Below are 17952 nucleotides of genomic sequence, written 5' to 3' on the forward strand. Positions count from 1 at the left end.
AAGAGCCTAGTTTTTTGCTAGTATCTTAAGTAACTCTTTTTTAGCTTGTTCTAATGTGAAAATATCATCAGGTAATTCAAATCCAACCCTTCTCAATTCTCGCATAAGATATGTTACCTGTGGAACTGCAAGACCTACATTTTCTAATGTATCTACTTCTTTGAATATTTCTTGTGGTGTACCATCTAATACACATTTTCCTTCATCCATTACCAATATACGGTCTGCAACCTTTGCCACATCCTCCATGCTATGAGATACAAGAATGATAGTCATGTTATAGGATTTATGAAGCTTATATAGCTCTCCTAGAATTTCATCTCTCCCCTTAGGATCTAATCCAGCTGTTGGTTCATCTAATATTAAAACCCTTGGTTCCATAGCTACAACTCCAGCTATTGCTACTCTTCTTTTTTGTCCTCCACTTAGGTCAAATGGAGATTTATTTCTGTAAGTTTCATAGTCTAAACCTACCATGTCCATGGCTCTTTTAGTTCTTGCTAAAGCTTCCTCATCATTAAGCCCTAAATTCTTAGGTCCAAACATTATGTCCTTTTCTATTGTTTCCTCAAAAAGTTGATACTCTGCATATTGGAATACTAATCCAACTTTTTTTCTTATGTCTGTAAGCTTAACTCCACTAGCAGTAATATCTACACCATCAACAAATATCTTTCCTTGGTTAGGTTTTAATAACCCATTCATGTGTTGTATCAAAGTAGATTTACCTGAACCTGTATGTCCAATGAGGGCTACAAATTCGCCATCATTTATATTCACATTAACATTACTAAGGGCAACCTTTTCAAAGGGAGTTTTAGCCATATATATATGAGTTAAATTTTCTATTTTAATTGACATAATTCTCTCACCATCTCATCTATAGTTAATATATCCGATTTTATATTAACACCTGATTTATTTAATTCATAAGCCAATTCTGTCATTTGTGGTACATCCAAACCTAAGTTTTTCATAATTTCTACATTTTGAAATACTTCTCTTGGCTTTCCTTCTACTATAACTTTTCCTGAATCCATAACATATATCTTATCTGCTGCAACAGCTTCTTCCATAAAGTGTGTTATGTATACTATTGTAATCCCATTGTTTTTATTTAAATCCATTATCGTATTTATAACTTCTTTTCTTCCAGATGGATCAAGCATGGCTGTTGGCTCATCTAATACTATGCATTCAGGCATCATAGCTAATATACCAGCAATAGCTACACGTTGCTTTTGACCCCCAGATAGAAGATGTGGTCCATGTTTTTTATAATCATACATGTTTACTCTCTTAAGTGACTCGTCTACTCTTCTTCTTATCTCCTTAGGCTCTACGCCTAAATTTTCTGGTCCAAAAGCTACATCCTCTTCTACTATAGTTGCAACAATTTGGTTATCAGGGTTTTGAAAAACCATCCCCGCTTTGCTTCTTACATTCCATATGTTTTCTTCTTTGCTAGTATCATATCCAGACACACTAATTTTGCCCTCTGTTGGAATTAAGAGTGCATTTATATGTTTTGCAAAAGTAGATTTTCCTGATCCATTATGACCTAATACAACTACAAACTCACCCTTATTAATGGTAATATTAACACCATCTATAGCCAATTTTATATTACCTTCACTATCCGGAGGATAAGTGTATCTCAAGTTTTCACTAATAACTTCCGGTACTTTTTCACTGGATGAATTTAAATTATCTATTTTATTAATTTCATTAAGCTTTTCAATTTGATTATCTCTAGAATTTATATTAGTTTCCATCAATTATCCCTCCATTAGAGAGTTACTATCTAATACTCAATTTTATAACAAAACGGGGACTAAGTTAGCCTTACTTAATCCCCTTGAATTATTATACTAATTCTAATACAACAACCTCTGCTCCGTCGCCTCTTCTAGGTCCCATTTTCATTATTCTAGTGTATCCACCATTTCTCTCAGCGTACTTTGGAGCTACGTTATCAAATAAATTCTTAACAACATCCTCTTCTGTAACAAATGCAAGCACTTGTCTTCTAGCATGAAGATCTCCTCTTTTAGCTAAAGTTATCATTTTCTCAGCTAATCTTTTAGTTTCTTTTGCTCTAGCTTCAGTTGTTTCAATTCTACCGTGCTTTAAGAAACTAGTCGTAAGATTTCTAAGCATTGCCATTCTTTGATCAGTTGGACGTCCTAACTTACGTTGCTGTGCCATCTCTATACCTCCTTACTCCTCGCTAGGTTTGAATCCCAATCCTAAGCCTTCAAGTTTTTGCTCAACCTCTTCAAGAGATTTCTTTCCTAGGTTTCTTACCTTCATCATATCATCCATTGATTTTTCTGTTAACTCTTGAACAGTATTAATACCAGCTCTCTTTAAGCAGTTAAAGCTTCTAACAGATAAATCTAGTTCTTCTATAGTCATTTCTAGAACTTTTTCTTTCTTGTCTTCTTCTTTTTCTATCATTATTTCAACATTATCTGCATGATCAGTTAATGTCATAAATAGTTTAAAGTGTTCAATAAGAATTTTAGCTGATAAACCAATAGCTTCATCAGGTCTAATAGTTCCATTTGTCCAAATTTCTATAGTTAATTTATCATAATCTGTGATCTGTCCTACTCTTGTATTCTCAACTGTAAAGTTAACTCTTTTAACTGGAGTATATATTGAATCAACAGGTATAGTTGATATTGGCTTATCATCAGTTTTGTTCTTATTTTGAGAAACATAACCTCTACCACTATTAATATTTATCTCCATAAATAACTTTCCACCATCATCTAGGGTAGCAATATGAAGATCCTTATTAACTACTTCAACATCTCCGTCCACTTTAATATCTGCTCCTGTAACTTCACCAGGACCTTCAGCATCAATATATATTGTTCTTGGGCCCTCACCAGACATCTTAAGTGCTAATTCCTTTATATTTAGAATTAACTCAGAAACATCTTCTTTAACTCCATGTATAGTTGAGAATTCGTGTAAAACACCATCAATTTTAATCGAATTAGCAGCAACTCCAGGTAGTGAAGAAAGAAGAATTCTTCTTAATGCATTACCTAAAGTTATTCCATAACCTCTTTCTAATGGTTCAACAACAAATTTGCCATATGTACCATTTTCAGCGGTTTCAACACATTCTATTTTTGGCTTTTCAATTTCTAACATTTATAACCCTCCTTTTAAATTTAGTGGTTTTTTTATATCGAGGGCAACTGATTACATTATTGACTATTTACTGTATAACTCAACGATTAATGTTTCATTAACAGGAACGTCTATGTCTTCTCTTGCTGGTATTGAAGCAACCTTACCTTCAAATGATTCAATATTTCCTTCTAACCAAGTTGGTAGAGTTTTTGGATTTTCAGCAAAAACTTTGAATTTTTCAGAAGATCTGCTTTTTTCTCTAACTGATATAACATCTCCAGCTTTAACAGAGTAAGATGCAATATCTACTTTTTTACCATTTACTAAGAAATGTCCGTGGTTTACTAATTGTCTAGCTTCAACTCTTGAGCTTCCGTATCCTAATCTATAAACAACGTTATCTAATCTTAATTCTAGGAATTTTAATAGGTTTTCACCTGTAATTCCTCTTTGCTTTTCAGCTTTCTCATAGTACTTTCTAAATTGTCCTTCTAGAACTCCATATATTCTCTTAGCTTTTTGCTTTTCTCTTAATTGAGTTCCATAGTTTGACATTTTCTTTCTGCTTTGACCGTGTTGACCTGGTGCATAACCTCTTCTAGTAAAAGCGCACTTCTCAGTGAAGCATCTGTCACCTTTAAGGTTAAGCTTAAGGCCCTCTCTTCTACAAAGTCTGCATGTAGCGCCTGTGTATCTTGCCATTCATTACACCTCCTGTTAATTAAACTCTTCTTCTTTTTGGTGGTCTACATCCATTGTGTGGAATTGGAGTTACATCTTTGATTAAAGTAACTTCTAATCCTGCAGCTTGAAGTGATCTTATAGCCGCTTCTCTACCTGCTCCTGGACCTTTAACATAAACTTCTATGCTTTTTAAACCATGTTCCATCGCTGCTTTAGCTGCTGTTTCAGCTGCCATTTGAGCTGCAAATGGAGTACTTTTTCTTGAACCTCTAAATCCTAATCCACCAGCACTTGCCCATGACAATGCGTTTCCAGCTGCATCAGTAAGTGTAACGATGGAATTATTGAAAGTAGATTTTATGTGTGCAGCACCGTGCTCAACATTTTTTCTTTCTTTTTTTCTTCTACTTCTAACTTTCTTTTGAGCCATTATATTCCCTCCTTACTATTTCTTCTTGCCTGCTATAGTCTTCTTAGGACCTTTTCTTGTTCTTGCATTAGTCTTAGTCTTTTGACCTCTAACTGTAAGACCTTTTCTATGTCTTATTCCTCTATAACATCCGATTTCTTTAAGTCTCTTTATATCTAAGGCAACTTTTCTTCTAAGATCACCTTCAACCATTAAGCTCTTATTTACATAATCTCTTAATGTATTTACTTCATCTTCAGTTAAATCCTTGATTCTAGTATCAGGATTCACTCCTGTAGCTTCAAGTATTTCATGAGATTTTGGTAGTCCTATACCAAATATATAAGTTAGACCTATCTCAACTCTTTTTTCTTTTGGTAGGTCAATACCTGCAATTCTTGCCATCTACAATCTACACCTCCTAAGTATCACTACTTATTTATTTTTATTAACCTTGTTTTTGTTTATGTTTAGGATTTTCACAGATAACCATTACTCTTCCTTTTCTTTTTATAACTTTACATTTTTCACATATAGGTTTAACTGATGGTCTTACCTTCATAGCTAACCCTCCTTATTACTTATCTCTCCAAGTTATTCTCCCACGAGTCAAATCATATGGAGAAAGTTCTACTGTAACCTTATCGCCTGGTAAAATTCTTATAAAGTTCATTCTTAACTTTCCAGAAATATGAGCAAGTATCTTGTGCCCACTCTCTAATTCAACTTGGAAAGTTGCATTAGGTAGAGTTTCTAAAACGACACCTTGCATTTCAATTATATCATCTTTTGACATAAGGGTAATCAAACCTCCTCTATTATATCCTCAACCTGCAAAAATTTTCTTATTTTAGAATTACTGATCTTTCCATCAGATAAGATAGCACTTCTAATATCTTCAGCCAAAACATTTGTAAAAGATAAATGTTTAATTTTCTTTTTCTTTGGCCTATCAATTTTTCTAAGGTCTCCATCTGAAATATAGACATACTCATCGTCTATTATACCAATAATGATAAAGTATTTTCCTTTATCTCTTCCTGATTTTGAATGTACTACCTTACCTAAAAGGCTGTCATCATCCACATTAGTCACCTCATTAGCTCAAAGTTAGTATTTCTACACCTTCATTAGTTATTGCTATAGTATTTTCATAATGGGCAGATAACTTTCCATCACTAGTCACTACAGTCCAACCATCTGGCTTAATTTTAACTTTGTAATTTCCCATGTTTATCATAGGTTCAATTGCAAGCACTACACCGTGTACTAACTTAGGACCTTTACCAGCAGTGCCGTAATTAGGAACTTGTGGGTCTTCATGCATAGCAGTTCCTATGCCGTGTCCAACAAAATCCCTAACCACAGAATATCCAAAACTCTCAGCATGCTTTTGAATAGCTGCTGAAATATCGGTAAGTCTGTTCCCCACTACTGCTTTTTCAATGCCCTTAAAGAAAGATTCTTTAGTGACATCTATTAGATGTTGTGCTTCCTTAGAAATATTTCCTACTGGAAAAGTTCGTGCAGCATCACCATGATAGCCATTAAGTATTGCTCCACAATCAACACTGATTATATCTCCTTCAACTAATACGGTATTATTCGGGATACCATGTATTACTACATCATTTACTGATGCACATATTGATCCTGGGAATCCTCCATATCCTTTAAAAGAAGGTATAGCTCCTTGTGCTAATATAAACTCTTCAGCAAGTTTATCAATTTCTGCAGTGGTTATTCCTGGTTTTATTACCTTTTGAATCATTGCTAGGGTATCGGCAACAACCTTACCAGCACTCCTCATATATTCTAGTTCTGTATCACTCTTAATATTCATCACTATTTATCGCTCCTAAGATACCACAGATATTCTTAAAAACATCATTAATAGCTTGCGTTCCATCAACCTCTGCTAATAGATTTTTCTCTCTATAGTATTCTATTAACGGTTGTGTTTGTGCATCATATATTTCAAGTCTTTCACTTACTGTCGCTTCATTATCATCTGCTCTTTGTATTACAACGCTACCGCAAACGTCGCATTTTCCATCGTTTTTAGTAGGATTATATTTTACGTGATAACTAGCTCCACAAGTAGTACATACACGTCTTCCTGTCATTCTATCTATAATAAAACCCTTAGGAACTTCAATCAATAAGGCAGTGTCTAGTTTTAAACTCATTTCTTTAAGTAAAACTTCTAAAGCCTCTGCTTGATTTACAGTCCTTGGATAACCATCTAGTAAAAATCCATTTTTGCAGTCATCCTGCTTTAATCTATCTTTAATTAAATCGATAGTTAATTCATCTGGTACTAGATGACCTTTATCTATATATTTTTTAGCTTCAATCCCTAAAGGCGTTGCTTGAGAGATATTATATCTAAAAATATCTCCAGTAGATATGTGTGGTATAGAGTATTTATTACAGATTGACTTTGCCTGAGTTCCTTTTCCGGCTCCAGGAGGACCTAATAAAATAACTCTCACTAGTATCAACTCCAAATTAAAATTTTTATTTAAGGAACCCTTCATAATGTCTCATTACTAGCTGAGATTCTAATTGTTTCATAGTATCTAGAGATACACCAACTAAAATTAGTAAACTAGTTCCACCAAATGAAACTCCCTTAAAATTACTGAATATAGCTGCTAATATAGGCACTATAGCTATAATTCCAGCAAATGTTCCACCTAAAAGGGATATTCTTGTCAAAATCTTCTCTAAGTAAATTTCAGTTTTTTCACCTGGTCTTATACCTGGAATAAATCCTGATGATTTATTCATATTCTCTGCCATCTCATCTGGTTTGAAAGTAATTATAGTATAGAACCAAGCAAAGAATAGTACTAATAAAAAGTATGCTACTACATATTTCATAGTATCTTGCTGAAATATACTCCAAGAACTCTTATTAACAAATACCGCAAAGGAAGATTCAGGCCATATTTGTGCTATAACCGCTGGAAATTGCATTACTGACATACCAAAGATTATCGCCATAACTCCAGAAGAATTTAATCCTATTGGAATATGTGATGATTGACCTTTTATAACTTTTCTTCCTATTGCTTTACCGGCATATTGCACTGGAATTCTTCGTTCTGCTAAATTTATAACAATTACTGTAATTAATAAAGCTAAAGCTACTGCTACGAATATTACAACCTCTACCGGACTAACTTCTCCTGTTTTAAGAAGCCCTGCTATTTGATAAGCTGTTTGTGGTAGTGAAGATATTATATTTACAAATATAATAACAGAAACACCACTTCCAATTCCATATACTGAAATTTGTTCACCTATCCATACTAACAAGGCTGTACCTGTTGTCATTGTTAGTATTATTAGTAAAAGGCCCATTGAACCTTCTATCAATATAGCTCCTGAGCTTTTAATTAAGGCATATGCTGCATATGCTTGAATAACAGCAAATACTAGAGCTGCATATTTAGTATAGTTCTGTATTTTTTTTCTTCCTTCTTGACCTTCTTTAGAAAGTTGTTCTAAATAAGGAATTGCAATTGTAAGTAATTGAATTATAATCGATGCATTGATATACGGAGTAACACCTAAAGCAAATATACTAAACTTACTAAAAGCCCCTCCTGCAATCATGTCATAGAAACTTAGAAGGGAACCAGAATTACTACTAACTAAAGTTGCAATCTTACTAGCATCCACTCCTGGTACTGGGATAAACACACCCATTCTAAAAATTACTACTATCATTAATGTAAATAGTATTCTTCTTCTTAGCTCAGGAACTCTCCAAGCGTTTCGTAGGGTTGATAACATCTATATCACCTCAACTTTTCCTCCTGCCGCTTCAATCTTCTCTGCTGCAGCTTTGGAAATCTTATTAGCTTTAACAGTTAATTTCTTTTCAATGTTACCATTTCCAAGAATCTTTATCCCATCGTTTACTCTCTTAGCCATTCCAGATTCACGAAGTAACTCTGGAGTAACTACAGTTCCATCCTCAAATATGTTTAGTCTATCTACGTTTATACAAGTATATTCTTTAGCAAATATATTTGTAAATCCTCTCTTAGGTAGTCTTCTATATAAAGGCATTTGACCTCCCTCAAATCCTGGTCTTACACCGCCACCAGATCTTGAGTTTTGTCCTTTTTGACCTTTTCCAGCAGTTTTACCCCAACCTGAACCAGTACCTCTACCGATTCTCTTAGGAGATTTTTTTGCACCTTCTGCAGGTCTTAACTCATGAAGTCTCATATTTACACCTCCTTAGTTTAAGCTTCTTCTACTTTTAGTAGGTAACTTACTTTATTAATCATACCTCTGATCTGAGGAGTCTCCTCGTGCTCAACAGTTTTACCTATTTTTCTTAATCCAAGAGCCTCTACAGTAGCAATATGATCTTTCTTTCTACCAATTAAACTCTTTACTAATGTTAATTTAACTTTAGCCAAGGTTTTCCCCTCCTATCCTAGAATTTCTTCAACAGTTTTGCCTCTAAGTTTTGCAACTTGCTCTGCTGTTCTTAATTTTGATAATCCATCTATAGTTGCGCTAACCATATTTCTTGGGTTATTTGAACCTAATGATTTAGCTCTAACGTCTTTTAATCCTGCAAGCTCAAGTACTGCTCTTGCTGGACCTCCAGCGATAACACCTGTTCCTTCTGAAGCTGGCATTATGTGAACTGTACCAGTTCCAAATTTACCATCTATAGTATGAGGAACTGTAGTTCCATCTAATTCAACTTTAACGATGTTCTTTTTAGCATCTTCGATACCTTTTCTAATTGCTTCTGGTATTTCGATAGATTTTCCCATTCCAACACCAACGTGTCCGTTCTCATCACCAACAACTACTAGTGCGCTGAATCTGAAGTTTCTACCACCTTTAACAACCTTAGCAACTCTGTTTATGTGTACAACTTTCTCTTTAAGATCAAGTGTGCTAGGATCTATTTTCATGTGTGTACCTCCTTTTTTTAGAATTTAAGTCCTGCTTCTCTTGCACCTTCTGCAAGCATTTGTACTCTTCCGTGGTATACATATCCACCTCTATCGAATACAACTTCAGTAATTCCTGCTTCTATTGCTTTTTTAGCTACTACTTCACCAACTAGTTTAGCAGCTTCCTTATTGCTACCAACTTTTAGAGAAAAGTCTTTATCTAAACTAGATGCAGCAACTAATGTTCTTCCAGCAACATCATCTATAATTTGAGCGTATATGTTCTTTTCACTTCTGAACACTGCAAGTCTTGGTCTTTCAGCTGTTCCATGAATTTTCTTACGTACTCTTAAATGACGTCTTTCTCTTGATAGCTTTCTATCAGCTTTATTGAACATGAAATTCTCTCCTTTCTAATAGCTATTATTTACCAGTCTTACCTTCCTTACGTCTGATAACTTCATCAGAGTACTTAATACCCTTTCCTTTGTAAGGCTCAGGTTTTCTCCAAGTTCTTATATCAGCTGCAACTTTACCAACTAATTCCTTGTCGATTCCTTTTACTACTATAGTATTAGCATCTGTTAATTCAAATGTAATTCCATCTACAGCAGCTATTTCAACTGGGTGTGAGAATCCTAGGTTTAAAGTTAATCCCTTACCTTTTGCTGTTGCTCTATATCCAACACCAACTAATTGTAATGTCTTAGCGAAACCATTAGTTACTCCAATTACCATATTATTTAATAATGCTCTAGTTAATCCGTGTAGAGCTCTATGTTCTTTTATATCGCTTGGTCTTGTAACGACCACTTGATTATCCTCTATAGCTATGTTTATATTCTTCACCATTGTTCTAGTTAATTCCCCTTTAGGTCCTTTAACTGTAACAACGTTGTCTGGCGTTACTGTAACAGATACACCAGCTGGTATAGCTATTGGAAGTCTTCCTACTCTTGACATAATCGCACCTCCTTGTTCATAAACTACCAGATGTAGCAGATAACTTCTCCGCCTAATCCTAATTTTCTAGCTTCTCTATCAGAAACTAATCCTTTAGAAGTTGATATTATTGCAACTCCTAATCCATTTAAAACTTTAGGGATATCATCCTTACCACTATAAACTCTTAGTCCTGGTTTAGATATTCTCTTAAGTCCTGTTATAACTCTCTCTTTATTTTGGCCATATTTCATGCTAAGTCTTAACATTGAAACAGTTCCATCTTGATATTCTTCTATATTTTTAATATATCCTTCTTGAAGCATAATATTTGCTATGCCTTTCTTTATTGTTGAAGAAGGAACTTCTACTATTTCATGTCTAACAATATTTGCATTTCTTACACGTGTTAGCAAATCTGCTATCGGATCAGTCATATTCATTAATTGTGCCTCCTTTCGCTATGATCTGTATATTACCAGCTTGCCTTTTTGCATCCAGGAATTTGTCCTTTATAAGCAAGTTCTCTGAAACATATACGGCAAATACCAAATTTTTTTAAGACAGAATGTGGTCTTCCACATAATCTGCATCTAGAGTATTCTCTAGTTGAATATTTTGGTTCTTTTTTCCACTTTTCTATTAAAGCTTTACGTGCCAAGTCATTCCCTCCTTTTATTGAGCAAATGGCATTCCAAGGAATCTTAATAATTCTCTTGCTTCCTCGTCTGTCTTTGCAGTAGTTACAAATATTATATCCATTCCTCTTACTTTATCAATTTTATCATATTCTATTTCAGGGAATATTAATTGTTCTTTTATTCCTAAAGCATAATTTCCTCTTCCATCAAATGACTTAGTAGGAACGCCTCTGAAGTCTCTAACTCTTGGTAATGCTATATTCATTAATTTGTCCGCAAATTGGAACATCTTATCTTTTCTTAATGTAACTTTACATCCAATTGCCATGTTATCTCTTATTTTAAAGTTGGCAACTGATTTCTTTGCTCTAGTTAATACAGCTTTTTGTCCAGTGATTAATTGCATATCACTTACAGCAGCATCTAAAACTTTAGAGTTATCTTTAGCTTCGCCAACTCCCATATTTATAACTATTTTTTCAAGTCTAGGTACTTGCATTATATTTTTGTATCCGAACTTATCCATCATAGCTGGTATTACTTCACTATTGTATTTCTCTTGTAGTCTTGTAACCATTTGTTAAACCTCCTTTCGCGAATTAAAATGTTTCTCCGCACTTTTTGCAAACTCTAACTTTTGTACCATCATCAAGTACTTTATTGCTTATTCTAGTTACGCTCTTACATTTATCGCAATATAGCATAACCTTTGAGCTGTTAATAGCTGCTTCAAAGTTAACTATTCCACCTTGCATATTTTGTCTGTTTGGTTTTTGATGTTTAGTTACTACGTTAACGCCAGCAACTACAACTTTTCCAGTCTTAGGATAAACAGCTAAAACTTCTCCAGTTTTACCTTTATCTTTTCCAGAGATAACCATAACAGTGTCTTTCTTTCTAACATGAACTTTCATCTTTGCTACCCCCTATCCTATAGTACTTCAGGTGCTAGTGACAATATTTTATTATATTCTTTATCTCTTAGCTCCCTAGCAACAGGTCCGAAGATACGAGTTCCTTTTGGATTCTTATCGTCTTTTATAATAACAGCTGCGTTCTCATCAAATCTGATATAAGTCCCGTCTGCTCTTCTCAAACCTTTAACTGATCTAACAATAACTGCTTTTACTACGTCACCTTTTTTAACAACTCCACCTGGTGTTGCACTTTTAACGCTAGCAACAATTACGTCTCCGATGTTTCCCCATTTTCTTTTGGAACCACCGAGTACTCTAATACACATTATTTCTTTAGCACCAGAGTTATCCGCTACTTTTAATAATGTTTGTTGTTGTATCATGTAAATACCCTCCCTTCAGTTAACTATTTAGCTCTTTCCATGATTTCAACAAGTCTCCATCTCTTATCCTTAGATAATGGTCTTGTTTCCATTATTAATACTCTATCGTTAACTTTTGCTTCATTATTTTCATCATGAGCCTTAAATTTAGTTGTTCTATTAACTGTTTTTCCATATAATGGATGTCTAACTTTAGTTTCAACAGCAACAACAATTGTCTTATCCATTTTGTCAGAAACTACTCTTCCGATTCTACTTTTTCTATTTCCTCTTTCCACAAGATGAACCTCCTTTCAGTATTACTGCTCACAAGCCCTTAATTCTTCTTCTCTAAGGATGGTTTTAATTTGGGCTATAGACTTCTTAACCTGTTTAATTCTCATTGGGTTTTCTAACTGTCCTGTAGCTAACTGAAATCTAAGGTTAAATAATTCTGATTTAAGATCAGATAGTTTTACATTTAAATCTTGAGGAGTACTTTGTCTCAACTCTTTCAATTCATTAGCCTTCATTGATTTCACCACCCATTTCCTCAAAATCTCTTCTAGTAACAAATTTGGTTGTTACTGGTAATTTGTGAGACGCAAGTCTCATAGCTTCTCTAGCAGCTTCTTCAGATACTCCAGATATTTCAAATAATACTCTACCTGGTTTAATTACTGCTACCCAGTACTCTGGTGAACCTTTACCAGATCCCATACGTGTTTCAGCTGGTTTTTCAGTTACTGGCTTATCAGGGAAGATTTTTATCCAAACCTTTCCTCCTCTTTTAACGTATCTATTTATAGCTATTCTGGCAGATTCGATTTGGTTGCTTGTAATCCAACCGCACTCTGTTGCTTGTAAAGCATAATCTCCATAAGCAATGAAGTTACCTCTTGTAGCTTTACCTCTCATTCTACCACGTTGTACCTTACGATGTTTAACTCTTTTAGGCATTAACATGTCAAATTCCTCCTTCCTTACACGTTATTATGAGTTACTTTCTTCCTTCTGAACTTTCTTAGTTGGAAGAACCTCACCTTTATACACCCAAACTTTTACACCAATTTTACCATAGATTGTATTAGCTTCTGTAAATCCATAGTCGATATCAGCTCTTAAAGTTTGTAGTGGGATTGTTCCCTCATGATACTGCTCTGTTCTTGCGATTTCAGCTCCGCCTAATCTTCCTGAACATGCAGTCTTAACTCCTTTAACACCTGTTCTCATAGCTCTTTGAATCGTTTGTTTCATAGCTCTTCTGAAAGATATTCTCTTTTCTAATTGAGCTGCTATGTTTTCAGCCATTAATTGTGCATTGTTTTCTGGTGTTTTAACTTCTACTATGTTAATTAAAACAAATTTATCTTTAACAACTTCTTTTAATGCAACTTTAAGCTCTTCTATACTTTGACCGCCTTTTCCTATAACCATTCCAGGTTTTGCGGTATGTATATTTATTTTAACTCTTTTAGCTGCTCTTTCTATCTCAATTTTAGATATTCCAGCAGTGAATAATCTTTTCTTTATATATTCTCTGATAGCATTATCTTCAACTAAGTTATCTGCAAAATTTTTCTTGTCTGCATACCATTTAGCGTCCCAATCCTTGATAACACCAACTCTTAGGCCGTGTGGATGTACTTTTTGACCCACTCTATATCCCTCCTTCTTATGCTCTTTCTTTAACTACTATAGTTATATGGCTAGTTCTTTTTAAAATTCTGAATGCTCTACCTTGAGCGTGTGGTCTAAATCTCTTTAATGTTGGACCTGCACCTGTATGAGCCTCTGCAACATATAATCTATTTCTGTCTAAATTAAAATTGTTTTCTGCATTCGCAACAGCTGATTTTAATAATTTATTAACAACAACAGCTGCATCTTTTGGAGTATATTGTAATATAGCGAAAGCTTCATTTACATTCTTATCTCTTATAAGGTCAAGAACAATCCCAACTTTCATAGGAGACATTCTTACATATTTAGCTATAGCTTTAGCTTCCATTGGTAATTTCCTCCTTCCCGTACTATCTCATTCTACTTGATTTTTCCTTCGCGATATGACCTTTAAAAGTTCTAGTCAAAGCGAACTCTCCAAGTTTATGTCCTACCATGTCTTCTTGGACATATACTGGAACATGTTTTCTTCCATCATGTACAGCAATTGTGTGTCCTATCATTTGAGGAAAAATTGTAGAGCTTCTTGACCAAGTCTTTATAACTTTCTTCTCGCCAGCTTTGTTCATTTCTTCTATTTTATTTAGAAGAGACTCTTTTACAAAAGGTCCTTTTTTAATTGATCTACTCACTATTAGTGGCCTCCCTTCATGTAAAGTAGTTATAATCAGAAGAGAATTTATTTCTCTTCTAACTATTTACTATTTCTTTTCTTAACAATAAATTTGTCAGAGTATTTCTTAGTTTTTCTAGTTTTGTATCCAAGAGCTGGTTTACCCCATGGAGTACGTGGACTAGCATGACCTACTGGAGATTTACCTTCTCCACCTCCGTGTGGGTGGTCATTAGGGTTCATTACAGATCCTCTTACTGTTGGTCTGATACCCATATGTCTCTTTCTTCCTGCTTTACCTATATTAACAATTTCGTGAGTTAAGTTTGAAACTGTTCCTATTGTAGCTCTACAGTTTACTCTTACATATCTAACTTCTCCGCTTGGTAGTCTTACTTGAGCGTAAGCTCCTTCTTTAGCCATTAATTGAGCTGAAGAACCTGCTGATCTAACAAGTTGAGCACCTTTTCCTACTTGTAATTCAATGTTATGAATTATTGTACCTACTGGTATGTTAGTTATTGGAAGTGTATTTCCAACTTTAATGTCTGCATCTGATCCAGATACTACAACATCTCCAACCTTTAATCCAACTGGAGCTATTATGTATCTCTTTTCACCATCTGCATATACAACTAATGCGATGTAAGCTGATCTATTAGGATCGTACTCGATAGTTGCAACTTTAGCTGGTATACCATCTTTAGTTCTTTTAAAATCTATTAATCTATATTTTTGTTTCGCTCCACCACCGTGGTGACGAACAGTAATTTTACCTTGAGCATTTCTACCACCAGTTTTTTTCTTACTTACAAGAAGTGACTTTTCAGGTACATCTGTTGTTATTTCCTCAAATGAAGCCATAGTCATATTTCTTCTTGAAGGAGTGGTAGGGTTAAATTTTTTAACTGCCATTAGGTTTCCCTCCCTTTTCGCTTATCTGGCTCTAGCCAATAAATGCGTTATATTATTGCATTCCTTCAAAGAATTCAATTGTTTTGCTGTCAGCTGCTAATTTAATAACTGCTTTTTTGAAGTCAGCTCTTTTTCCAATGTGAACTCCAACTCTTTTAGTTTTACCTAAATTTCTTAGAGTTTTAACATCTTCAACTTTTACTCCGAAAACTTCTTCAACAGCTTTTTTTATTTGAACTTTGTTTGCGTGTATGTCAACGATGAAAGTGTATTTTCTTTCTGCCATAGCAGCCATACTTTTTTCAGTTATAACAGGTTTTCTTATTATATCATAACTAGTCATTTTCATTATGCATACACCTCCTCAATTTTTGATACAGCGTCTTTAGTAATCATTAAGTTTTCATACTTTAATATGTCGTAAACATTTATGTTGTTTACAGGCACTACAGCTACTCCAGGAATGTTTCTTGCTGATTTATAAACATTCTCATTAGACTCAGCTACAACTATTAATGTTTTTTTAGTTTCAAAAGCATTAAGAACTTTTACCATATCTTTAGTTTTTGGTGCATCGAAAGCCAAGCTTTCTAATACTATCATTTCATTATCTTGTACTTTTGAAGTTAAAGCTGATTTCATAGCTACTCTTCTCATACTCTTTGGAACGGAAACTCTGTAATCACGTGGTTTTGGTGCAAATACGATACCCCCGTGAATCCATTGTGGAGCTCTTATAGAACCTTGTCTTGCTCTTCCTGTTCCTTTTTGTCTCCAAGGCTTAATTCCTCCGCCTCTTACTTCAGCTCTTGTCTTAGCACTTTGAGTTCCTTGTCTTTTATTAGCTAATTGAGCTAATACAACTTGGTGCATTGCTTCAACACTAACTTCTACTCCGAAAATGCTATCATTTAATTGAATTTCTCCAACTTCTTTTTTCTCAGTGTTATACACTTTTACTGTAGGCATTCTGCATCCTCCTTTCCTTATGCTTTAACAGCGTTTCTTATTACTACTAAACCTTTGTTTGGTCCTGGTATTCCGCCTTTAATAAGAATAATATTCTTTTCAGGTATTACTCTTACTACTTCTAGATTTAACACTGTAGTATTAACATTTCCCATATGACCAGGCATTTTTTTATTCTTAAATGTTCTTGATGGGTCTGATGATGCTCCCATTGAACCTACTGCTCTATGGAATTTAGAACCGTGGCTCATTGGTCCTCTGTGGAAGTTCCATCTTTTTATAACGCCAGCGAATCCTTTTCCTTTAGATATTCCAGATACGTCAATTTTATCTCCGGCTGCGAAGATTTCTGCTTTTATTTCAGAACCTACTTCGTAAGCACTTGTATCCTCTAATCTAAATTCTTTTATGTGTCTTCTTACAACAACACCAGCTTTTGCGAATTCACCTTTCTTAGGTTTATTCACTAACTTTTCTCTTATATCTCCAAATCCAACTTTTATGGCTTCATATCCATCATTTTCTGCTGTTTTCTTTTGGATTACTACACATGGACCAGCTTCTACAACTGTTACAGGTACTACTCTTCTATTTTCATCAAATATTTGAGTCATTCCTAATTTTTTACCCATTATAGCTTTTTTCATTTAAATACACCTCCTACTTATTAGCGGACCACATTGTGATCATAATAGTTAGTAATAGTTTTTCTATTACCCGTACATCATAGTTCAATTTCATGTACTATGTACGATTATAATTTTATTTCGATATCTACACCTGCTGGTAAGTCTAATCTCATTAATGCATCAACAGTTTTTGGTGATGGACTTAATATATCGATTAGTCTTTTATGAGTTCTGATTTCGAACTGCTCTCTTGAATCTTTGTATTTGTGTGGAGCTCTTAGAACAGTTATTACATCTTTCTCAGTTGGTAGTGGTACTGGACCGGCTACTTTAGCTCCTGTGTTTTTAGCAGTCTCAACAATCTTCTCTGCTGATTGATCTAGTATTGTGTGATCAAACGCTTTTAATCTGATTCTGATTTTTTGTTTTGACATTTCATTCCCTCCTTTTCATCGCACGCTATTACTTCTTACGCGCAACAGCGGAAGTTCTGTAAACTGCTCCTGGCGTTTCTTATTTTAAGAAACACAACAGCACTACAGACCCCGTCGCCCAATTCGTGATTGAGCATGCTCGGTTAAGAATTCCCCCGGAAGCCCGGCAACCTCTTACCTCATCGCTGTTACCATATTGCAACTTCTATAGTATACATTATTTTGTTAGCTTTGACAAGAGTTTTTATTCATTTTTTACTCCTGTAAATTTTTAATATCTTTAATTTTCTTTAATAAAAATATTATATATTTAATATGTAACTTTACTAACTATTTGTTTATATAATTGCCTAAAATTCAGAATATATAAAGTTATTAGTAATCTTTTTTATATTTAATTAAATATACTATATAAGTTATATTTATGTATAGTACATCATATAGCATATAAATTCAATAGGTAAAATTATGCTGAATCTATAAAAATAGATTTTTCTCCATATTTATATATGCAATCTATATTTTATTGTTGTATATATTGTAGGAGAAGTTATTTAGATATAAAAAAAGAGAGATAGGCGTCCCCATCTCTCTTTTTACCTAGGTTTTATTGTGCACATTTCCTTTTCAGGATAATAAATAATTTATTATTTTAAATCTTAATTATTCG

34 protein-coding genes are annotated in these 17952 nt (G+C 34.1%); all 34 read right to left on the minus strand.

What is annotated here, in order from left to right:
• Window positions 1–6 precede the first annotated feature (6 nt).
• The 34 genes from B2S02_RS18030 to rpsJ all read right to left on the minus strand — a co-directional run bounded on the left by B2S02_RS18030 (window position 7) and on the right by rpsJ (window position 17282).
• Window positions 7–861: an energy-coupling factor transporter ATPase gene (locus B2S02_RS18030; RefSeq protein WP_346847797.1), complete on the minus strand. Its 855-nt coding sequence runs from the start codon at window positions 859–861 to the stop codon at window positions 7–9.
• Window positions 846–1775 carry an energy-coupling factor transporter ATPase gene (locus B2S02_RS18035; protein ID WP_084178155.1) on the minus strand — a complete coding sequence of 310 codons (930 nt, stop codon included), beginning with the start codon at window positions 1773–1775 and terminating at the stop codon, window positions 846–848. Before B2S02_RS18035 ends, B2S02_RS18030 begins: the two co-directional genes overlap by 16 nt.
• 91 nt (window positions 1776–1866) lie before the next feature.
• Window positions 1867–2208 carry a 50S ribosomal protein L17 gene (gene rplQ / locus B2S02_RS18040; protein ID WP_035133348.1) on the minus strand — a complete coding sequence of 114 codons (342 nt, stop codon included), beginning with the start codon at window positions 2206–2208 and terminating at the stop codon, window positions 1867–1869.
• A 12-nt stretch (window positions 2209–2220) separates the two neighbouring features.
• A complete protein-coding gene (locus B2S02_RS18045; protein ID WP_035133346.1) occupies window positions 2221–3168 on the minus strand; it encodes a DNA-directed RNA polymerase subunit alpha in 948 nt (315 codons plus the stop codon).
• A 63-nt stretch (window positions 3169–3231) separates the two neighbouring features.
• The gene (rpsD, locus tag B2S02_RS18050; protein WP_150845882.1) at window positions 3232–3852 is read right to left on the minus strand and encodes a 30S ribosomal protein S4; all 621 of its coding nucleotides are present in this window, start codon (window positions 3850–3852) and stop codon (window positions 3232–3234) included.
• A 19-nt stretch (window positions 3853–3871) separates the two neighbouring features.
• Window positions 3872–4264 (minus strand): 30S ribosomal protein S11, encoded by a 393-nt coding sequence (gene rpsK / locus B2S02_RS18055; protein ID WP_035133342.1) that lies wholly within the window; start codon window positions 4262–4264, stop codon window positions 3872–3874.
• A 15-nt stretch (window positions 4265–4279) separates the two neighbouring features.
• Window positions 4280–4648 (minus strand): 30S ribosomal protein S13, encoded by a 369-nt coding sequence (gene rpsM, locus B2S02_RS18060; protein ID WP_150845881.1) that lies wholly within the window; start codon window positions 4646–4648, stop codon window positions 4280–4282.
• A gap of 43 nt (window positions 4649–4691) precedes the next feature.
• On the minus strand, window positions 4692–4805 hold the full coding sequence (rpmJ, locus tag B2S02_RS18065) for a 50S ribosomal protein L36 (RefSeq protein WP_003373491.1): 114 nt from the start codon (window positions 4803–4805) through the stop codon (window positions 4692–4694).
• A 15-nt stretch (window positions 4806–4820) separates the two neighbouring features.
• On the minus strand, window positions 4821–5039 hold the full coding sequence (gene infA / locus B2S02_RS18070; RefSeq protein ID WP_035133338.1) for a translation initiation factor IF-1: 219 nt from the start codon (window positions 5037–5039) through the stop codon (window positions 4821–4823).
• 8 nt (window positions 5040–5047) lie between these two features.
• A complete protein-coding gene (locus B2S02_RS18075) occupies window positions 5048–5329 on the minus strand; it encodes a KOW domain-containing RNA-binding protein (protein ID WP_346847798.1) in 282 nt (93 codons plus the stop codon).
• A 13-nt stretch (window positions 5330–5342) separates the two neighbouring features.
• Entirely contained in the window at window positions 5343–6089 is a 747-nt protein-coding gene (map, locus tag B2S02_RS18080; protein ID WP_346847799.1) for a type I methionyl aminopeptidase, read from the minus strand.
• Window positions 6076–6738 (minus strand): adenylate kinase, encoded by a 663-nt coding sequence (locus B2S02_RS18085; RefSeq protein WP_035133451.1) that lies wholly within the window; start codon window positions 6736–6738, stop codon window positions 6076–6078. Before B2S02_RS18085 ends, map begins: the two co-directional genes overlap by 14 nt.
• Before the next feature lie 25 nt (window positions 6739–6763).
• Entirely contained in the window at window positions 6764–8047 is a 1284-nt protein-coding gene (gene secY / locus B2S02_RS18090; protein ID WP_346847801.1) for a preprotein translocase subunit SecY, read from the minus strand.
• On the minus strand, window positions 8048–8488 hold the full coding sequence (gene rplO, locus B2S02_RS18095) for a 50S ribosomal protein L15 (RefSeq protein WP_035133331.1): 441 nt from the start codon (window positions 8486–8488) through the stop codon (window positions 8048–8050). It lies immediately after the preceding gene.
• A 17-nt stretch (window positions 8489–8505) separates the two neighbouring features.
• Window positions 8506–8685 carry a 50S ribosomal protein L30 gene (gene rpmD / locus B2S02_RS18100; RefSeq protein ID WP_035133328.1) on the minus strand — a complete coding sequence of 60 codons (180 nt, stop codon included), beginning with the start codon at window positions 8683–8685 and terminating at the stop codon, window positions 8506–8508.
• Window positions 8686–8697: 12 nt separating this feature from the next.
• On the minus strand, window positions 8698–9195 hold the full coding sequence (gene rpsE, locus B2S02_RS18105; RefSeq protein ID WP_035133326.1) for a 30S ribosomal protein S5: 498 nt from the start codon (window positions 9193–9195) through the stop codon (window positions 8698–8700).
• Window positions 9196–9212: 17 nt separating this feature from the next.
• Complete coding sequence (gene rplR / locus B2S02_RS18110; protein ID WP_150845878.1) at window positions 9213–9575, minus strand: 50S ribosomal protein L18; 363 nt, start codon at window positions 9573–9575, stop codon at window positions 9213–9215.
• Window positions 9576–9600: 25 nt separating this feature from the next.
• Entirely contained in the window at window positions 9601–10140 is a 540-nt protein-coding gene (rplF, locus tag B2S02_RS18115; RefSeq protein WP_035133322.1) for a 50S ribosomal protein L6, read from the minus strand.
• 23 nt (window positions 10141–10163) lie between these two features.
• Window positions 10164–10562, minus strand: a complete 399-nt coding sequence (gene rpsH, locus B2S02_RS18120; protein WP_035133320.1) for a 30S ribosomal protein S8 — start codon at window positions 10560–10562, stop codon at window positions 10164–10166.
• A 32-nt stretch (window positions 10563–10594) separates the two neighbouring features.
• The gene (locus B2S02_RS18125) at window positions 10595–10780 is read right to left on the minus strand and encodes a type Z 30S ribosomal protein S14 (RefSeq protein WP_035133318.1); all 186 of its coding nucleotides are present in this window, start codon (window positions 10778–10780) and stop codon (window positions 10595–10597) included.
• A 14-nt stretch (window positions 10781–10794) separates the two neighbouring features.
• Window positions 10795–11337, minus strand: a complete 543-nt coding sequence (rplE, locus tag B2S02_RS18130; RefSeq protein ID WP_035133316.1) for a 50S ribosomal protein L5 — start codon at window positions 11335–11337, stop codon at window positions 10795–10797.
• A 22-nt stretch (window positions 11338–11359) separates the two neighbouring features.
• Window positions 11360–11674 (minus strand): 50S ribosomal protein L24, encoded by a 315-nt coding sequence (rplX, locus tag B2S02_RS18135; RefSeq protein WP_035133314.1) that lies wholly within the window; start codon window positions 11672–11674, stop codon window positions 11360–11362.
• Between the two features lie 17 nt (window positions 11675–11691).
• Complete coding sequence (gene rplN, locus B2S02_RS18140; RefSeq protein ID WP_035133311.1) at window positions 11692–12060, minus strand: 50S ribosomal protein L14; 369 nt, start codon at window positions 12058–12060, stop codon at window positions 11692–11694.
• Between the two features lie 23 nt (window positions 12061–12083).
• Complete coding sequence (gene rpsQ, locus B2S02_RS18145; RefSeq protein WP_035133308.1) at window positions 12084–12338, minus strand: 30S ribosomal protein S17; 255 nt, start codon at window positions 12336–12338, stop codon at window positions 12084–12086.
• A 21-nt stretch (window positions 12339–12359) separates the two neighbouring features.
• A complete protein-coding gene (gene rpmC, locus B2S02_RS18150; RefSeq protein ID WP_035133305.1) occupies window positions 12360–12572 on the minus strand; it encodes a 50S ribosomal protein L29 in 213 nt (70 codons plus the stop codon).
• Window positions 12562–13005: a 50S ribosomal protein L16 gene (rplP, locus tag B2S02_RS18155; RefSeq protein ID WP_035133300.1), complete on the minus strand. Its 444-nt coding sequence runs from the start codon at window positions 13003–13005 to the stop codon at window positions 12562–12564. The genes rpmC and rplP overlap by 11 nt, the downstream gene beginning before the upstream one ends.
• Window positions 13006–13032: 27 nt before the next feature.
• Window positions 13033–13698 (minus strand): 30S ribosomal protein S3, encoded by a 666-nt coding sequence (rpsC, locus tag B2S02_RS18160; protein ID WP_150845876.1) that lies wholly within the window; start codon window positions 13696–13698, stop codon window positions 13033–13035.
• 16 nt (window positions 13699–13714) lie between these two features.
• On the minus strand, window positions 13715–14050 hold the full coding sequence (rplV, locus tag B2S02_RS18165) for a 50S ribosomal protein L22 (protein WP_035133296.1): 336 nt from the start codon (window positions 14048–14050) through the stop codon (window positions 13715–13717).
• Between the two features lie 22 nt (window positions 14051–14072).
• A complete protein-coding gene (gene rpsS, locus B2S02_RS18170) occupies window positions 14073–14354 on the minus strand; it encodes a 30S ribosomal protein S19 (protein WP_035133294.1) in 282 nt (93 codons plus the stop codon).
• Between the two features lie 62 nt (window positions 14355–14416).
• Window positions 14417–15250, minus strand: coding sequence for a 50S ribosomal protein L2 (gene rplB, locus B2S02_RS18175; protein ID WP_035133291.1), 834 nt, complete (start codon window positions 15248–15250; stop codon window positions 14417–14419).
• Between the two features lie 52 nt (window positions 15251–15302).
• Complete coding sequence (gene rplW / locus B2S02_RS18180) at window positions 15303–15599, minus strand: 50S ribosomal protein L23 (RefSeq protein WP_150845873.1); 297 nt, start codon at window positions 15597–15599, stop codon at window positions 15303–15305.
• Window positions 15599–16219 carry a 50S ribosomal protein L4 gene (gene rplD / locus B2S02_RS18185; protein ID WP_150845872.1) on the minus strand — a complete coding sequence of 207 codons (621 nt, stop codon included), beginning with the start codon at window positions 16217–16219 and terminating at the stop codon, window positions 15599–15601. Before rplD ends, rplW begins: the two co-directional genes overlap by 1 nt.
• A gap of 17 nt (window positions 16220–16236) precedes the next feature.
• Window positions 16237–16866 (minus strand): 50S ribosomal protein L3, encoded by a 630-nt coding sequence (rplC, locus tag B2S02_RS18190; protein ID WP_150845871.1) that lies wholly within the window; start codon window positions 16864–16866, stop codon window positions 16237–16239.
• A 107-nt stretch (window positions 16867–16973) separates the two neighbouring features.
• Complete coding sequence (gene rpsJ, locus B2S02_RS18195) at window positions 16974–17282, minus strand: 30S ribosomal protein S10 (RefSeq protein ID WP_035133283.1); 309 nt, start codon at window positions 17280–17282, stop codon at window positions 16974–16976.
• Between the last annotated feature and the right edge of the window lie 670 nt (window positions 17283–17952).

Source organism: Clostridium sp. UBA7339, from assembly GCF_002470865.1.
Classification (GTDB): domain Bacteria; phylum Bacillota; class Clostridia; order Clostridiales; family Clostridiaceae; genus Clostridium_J; species Clostridium_J sulfidigenes.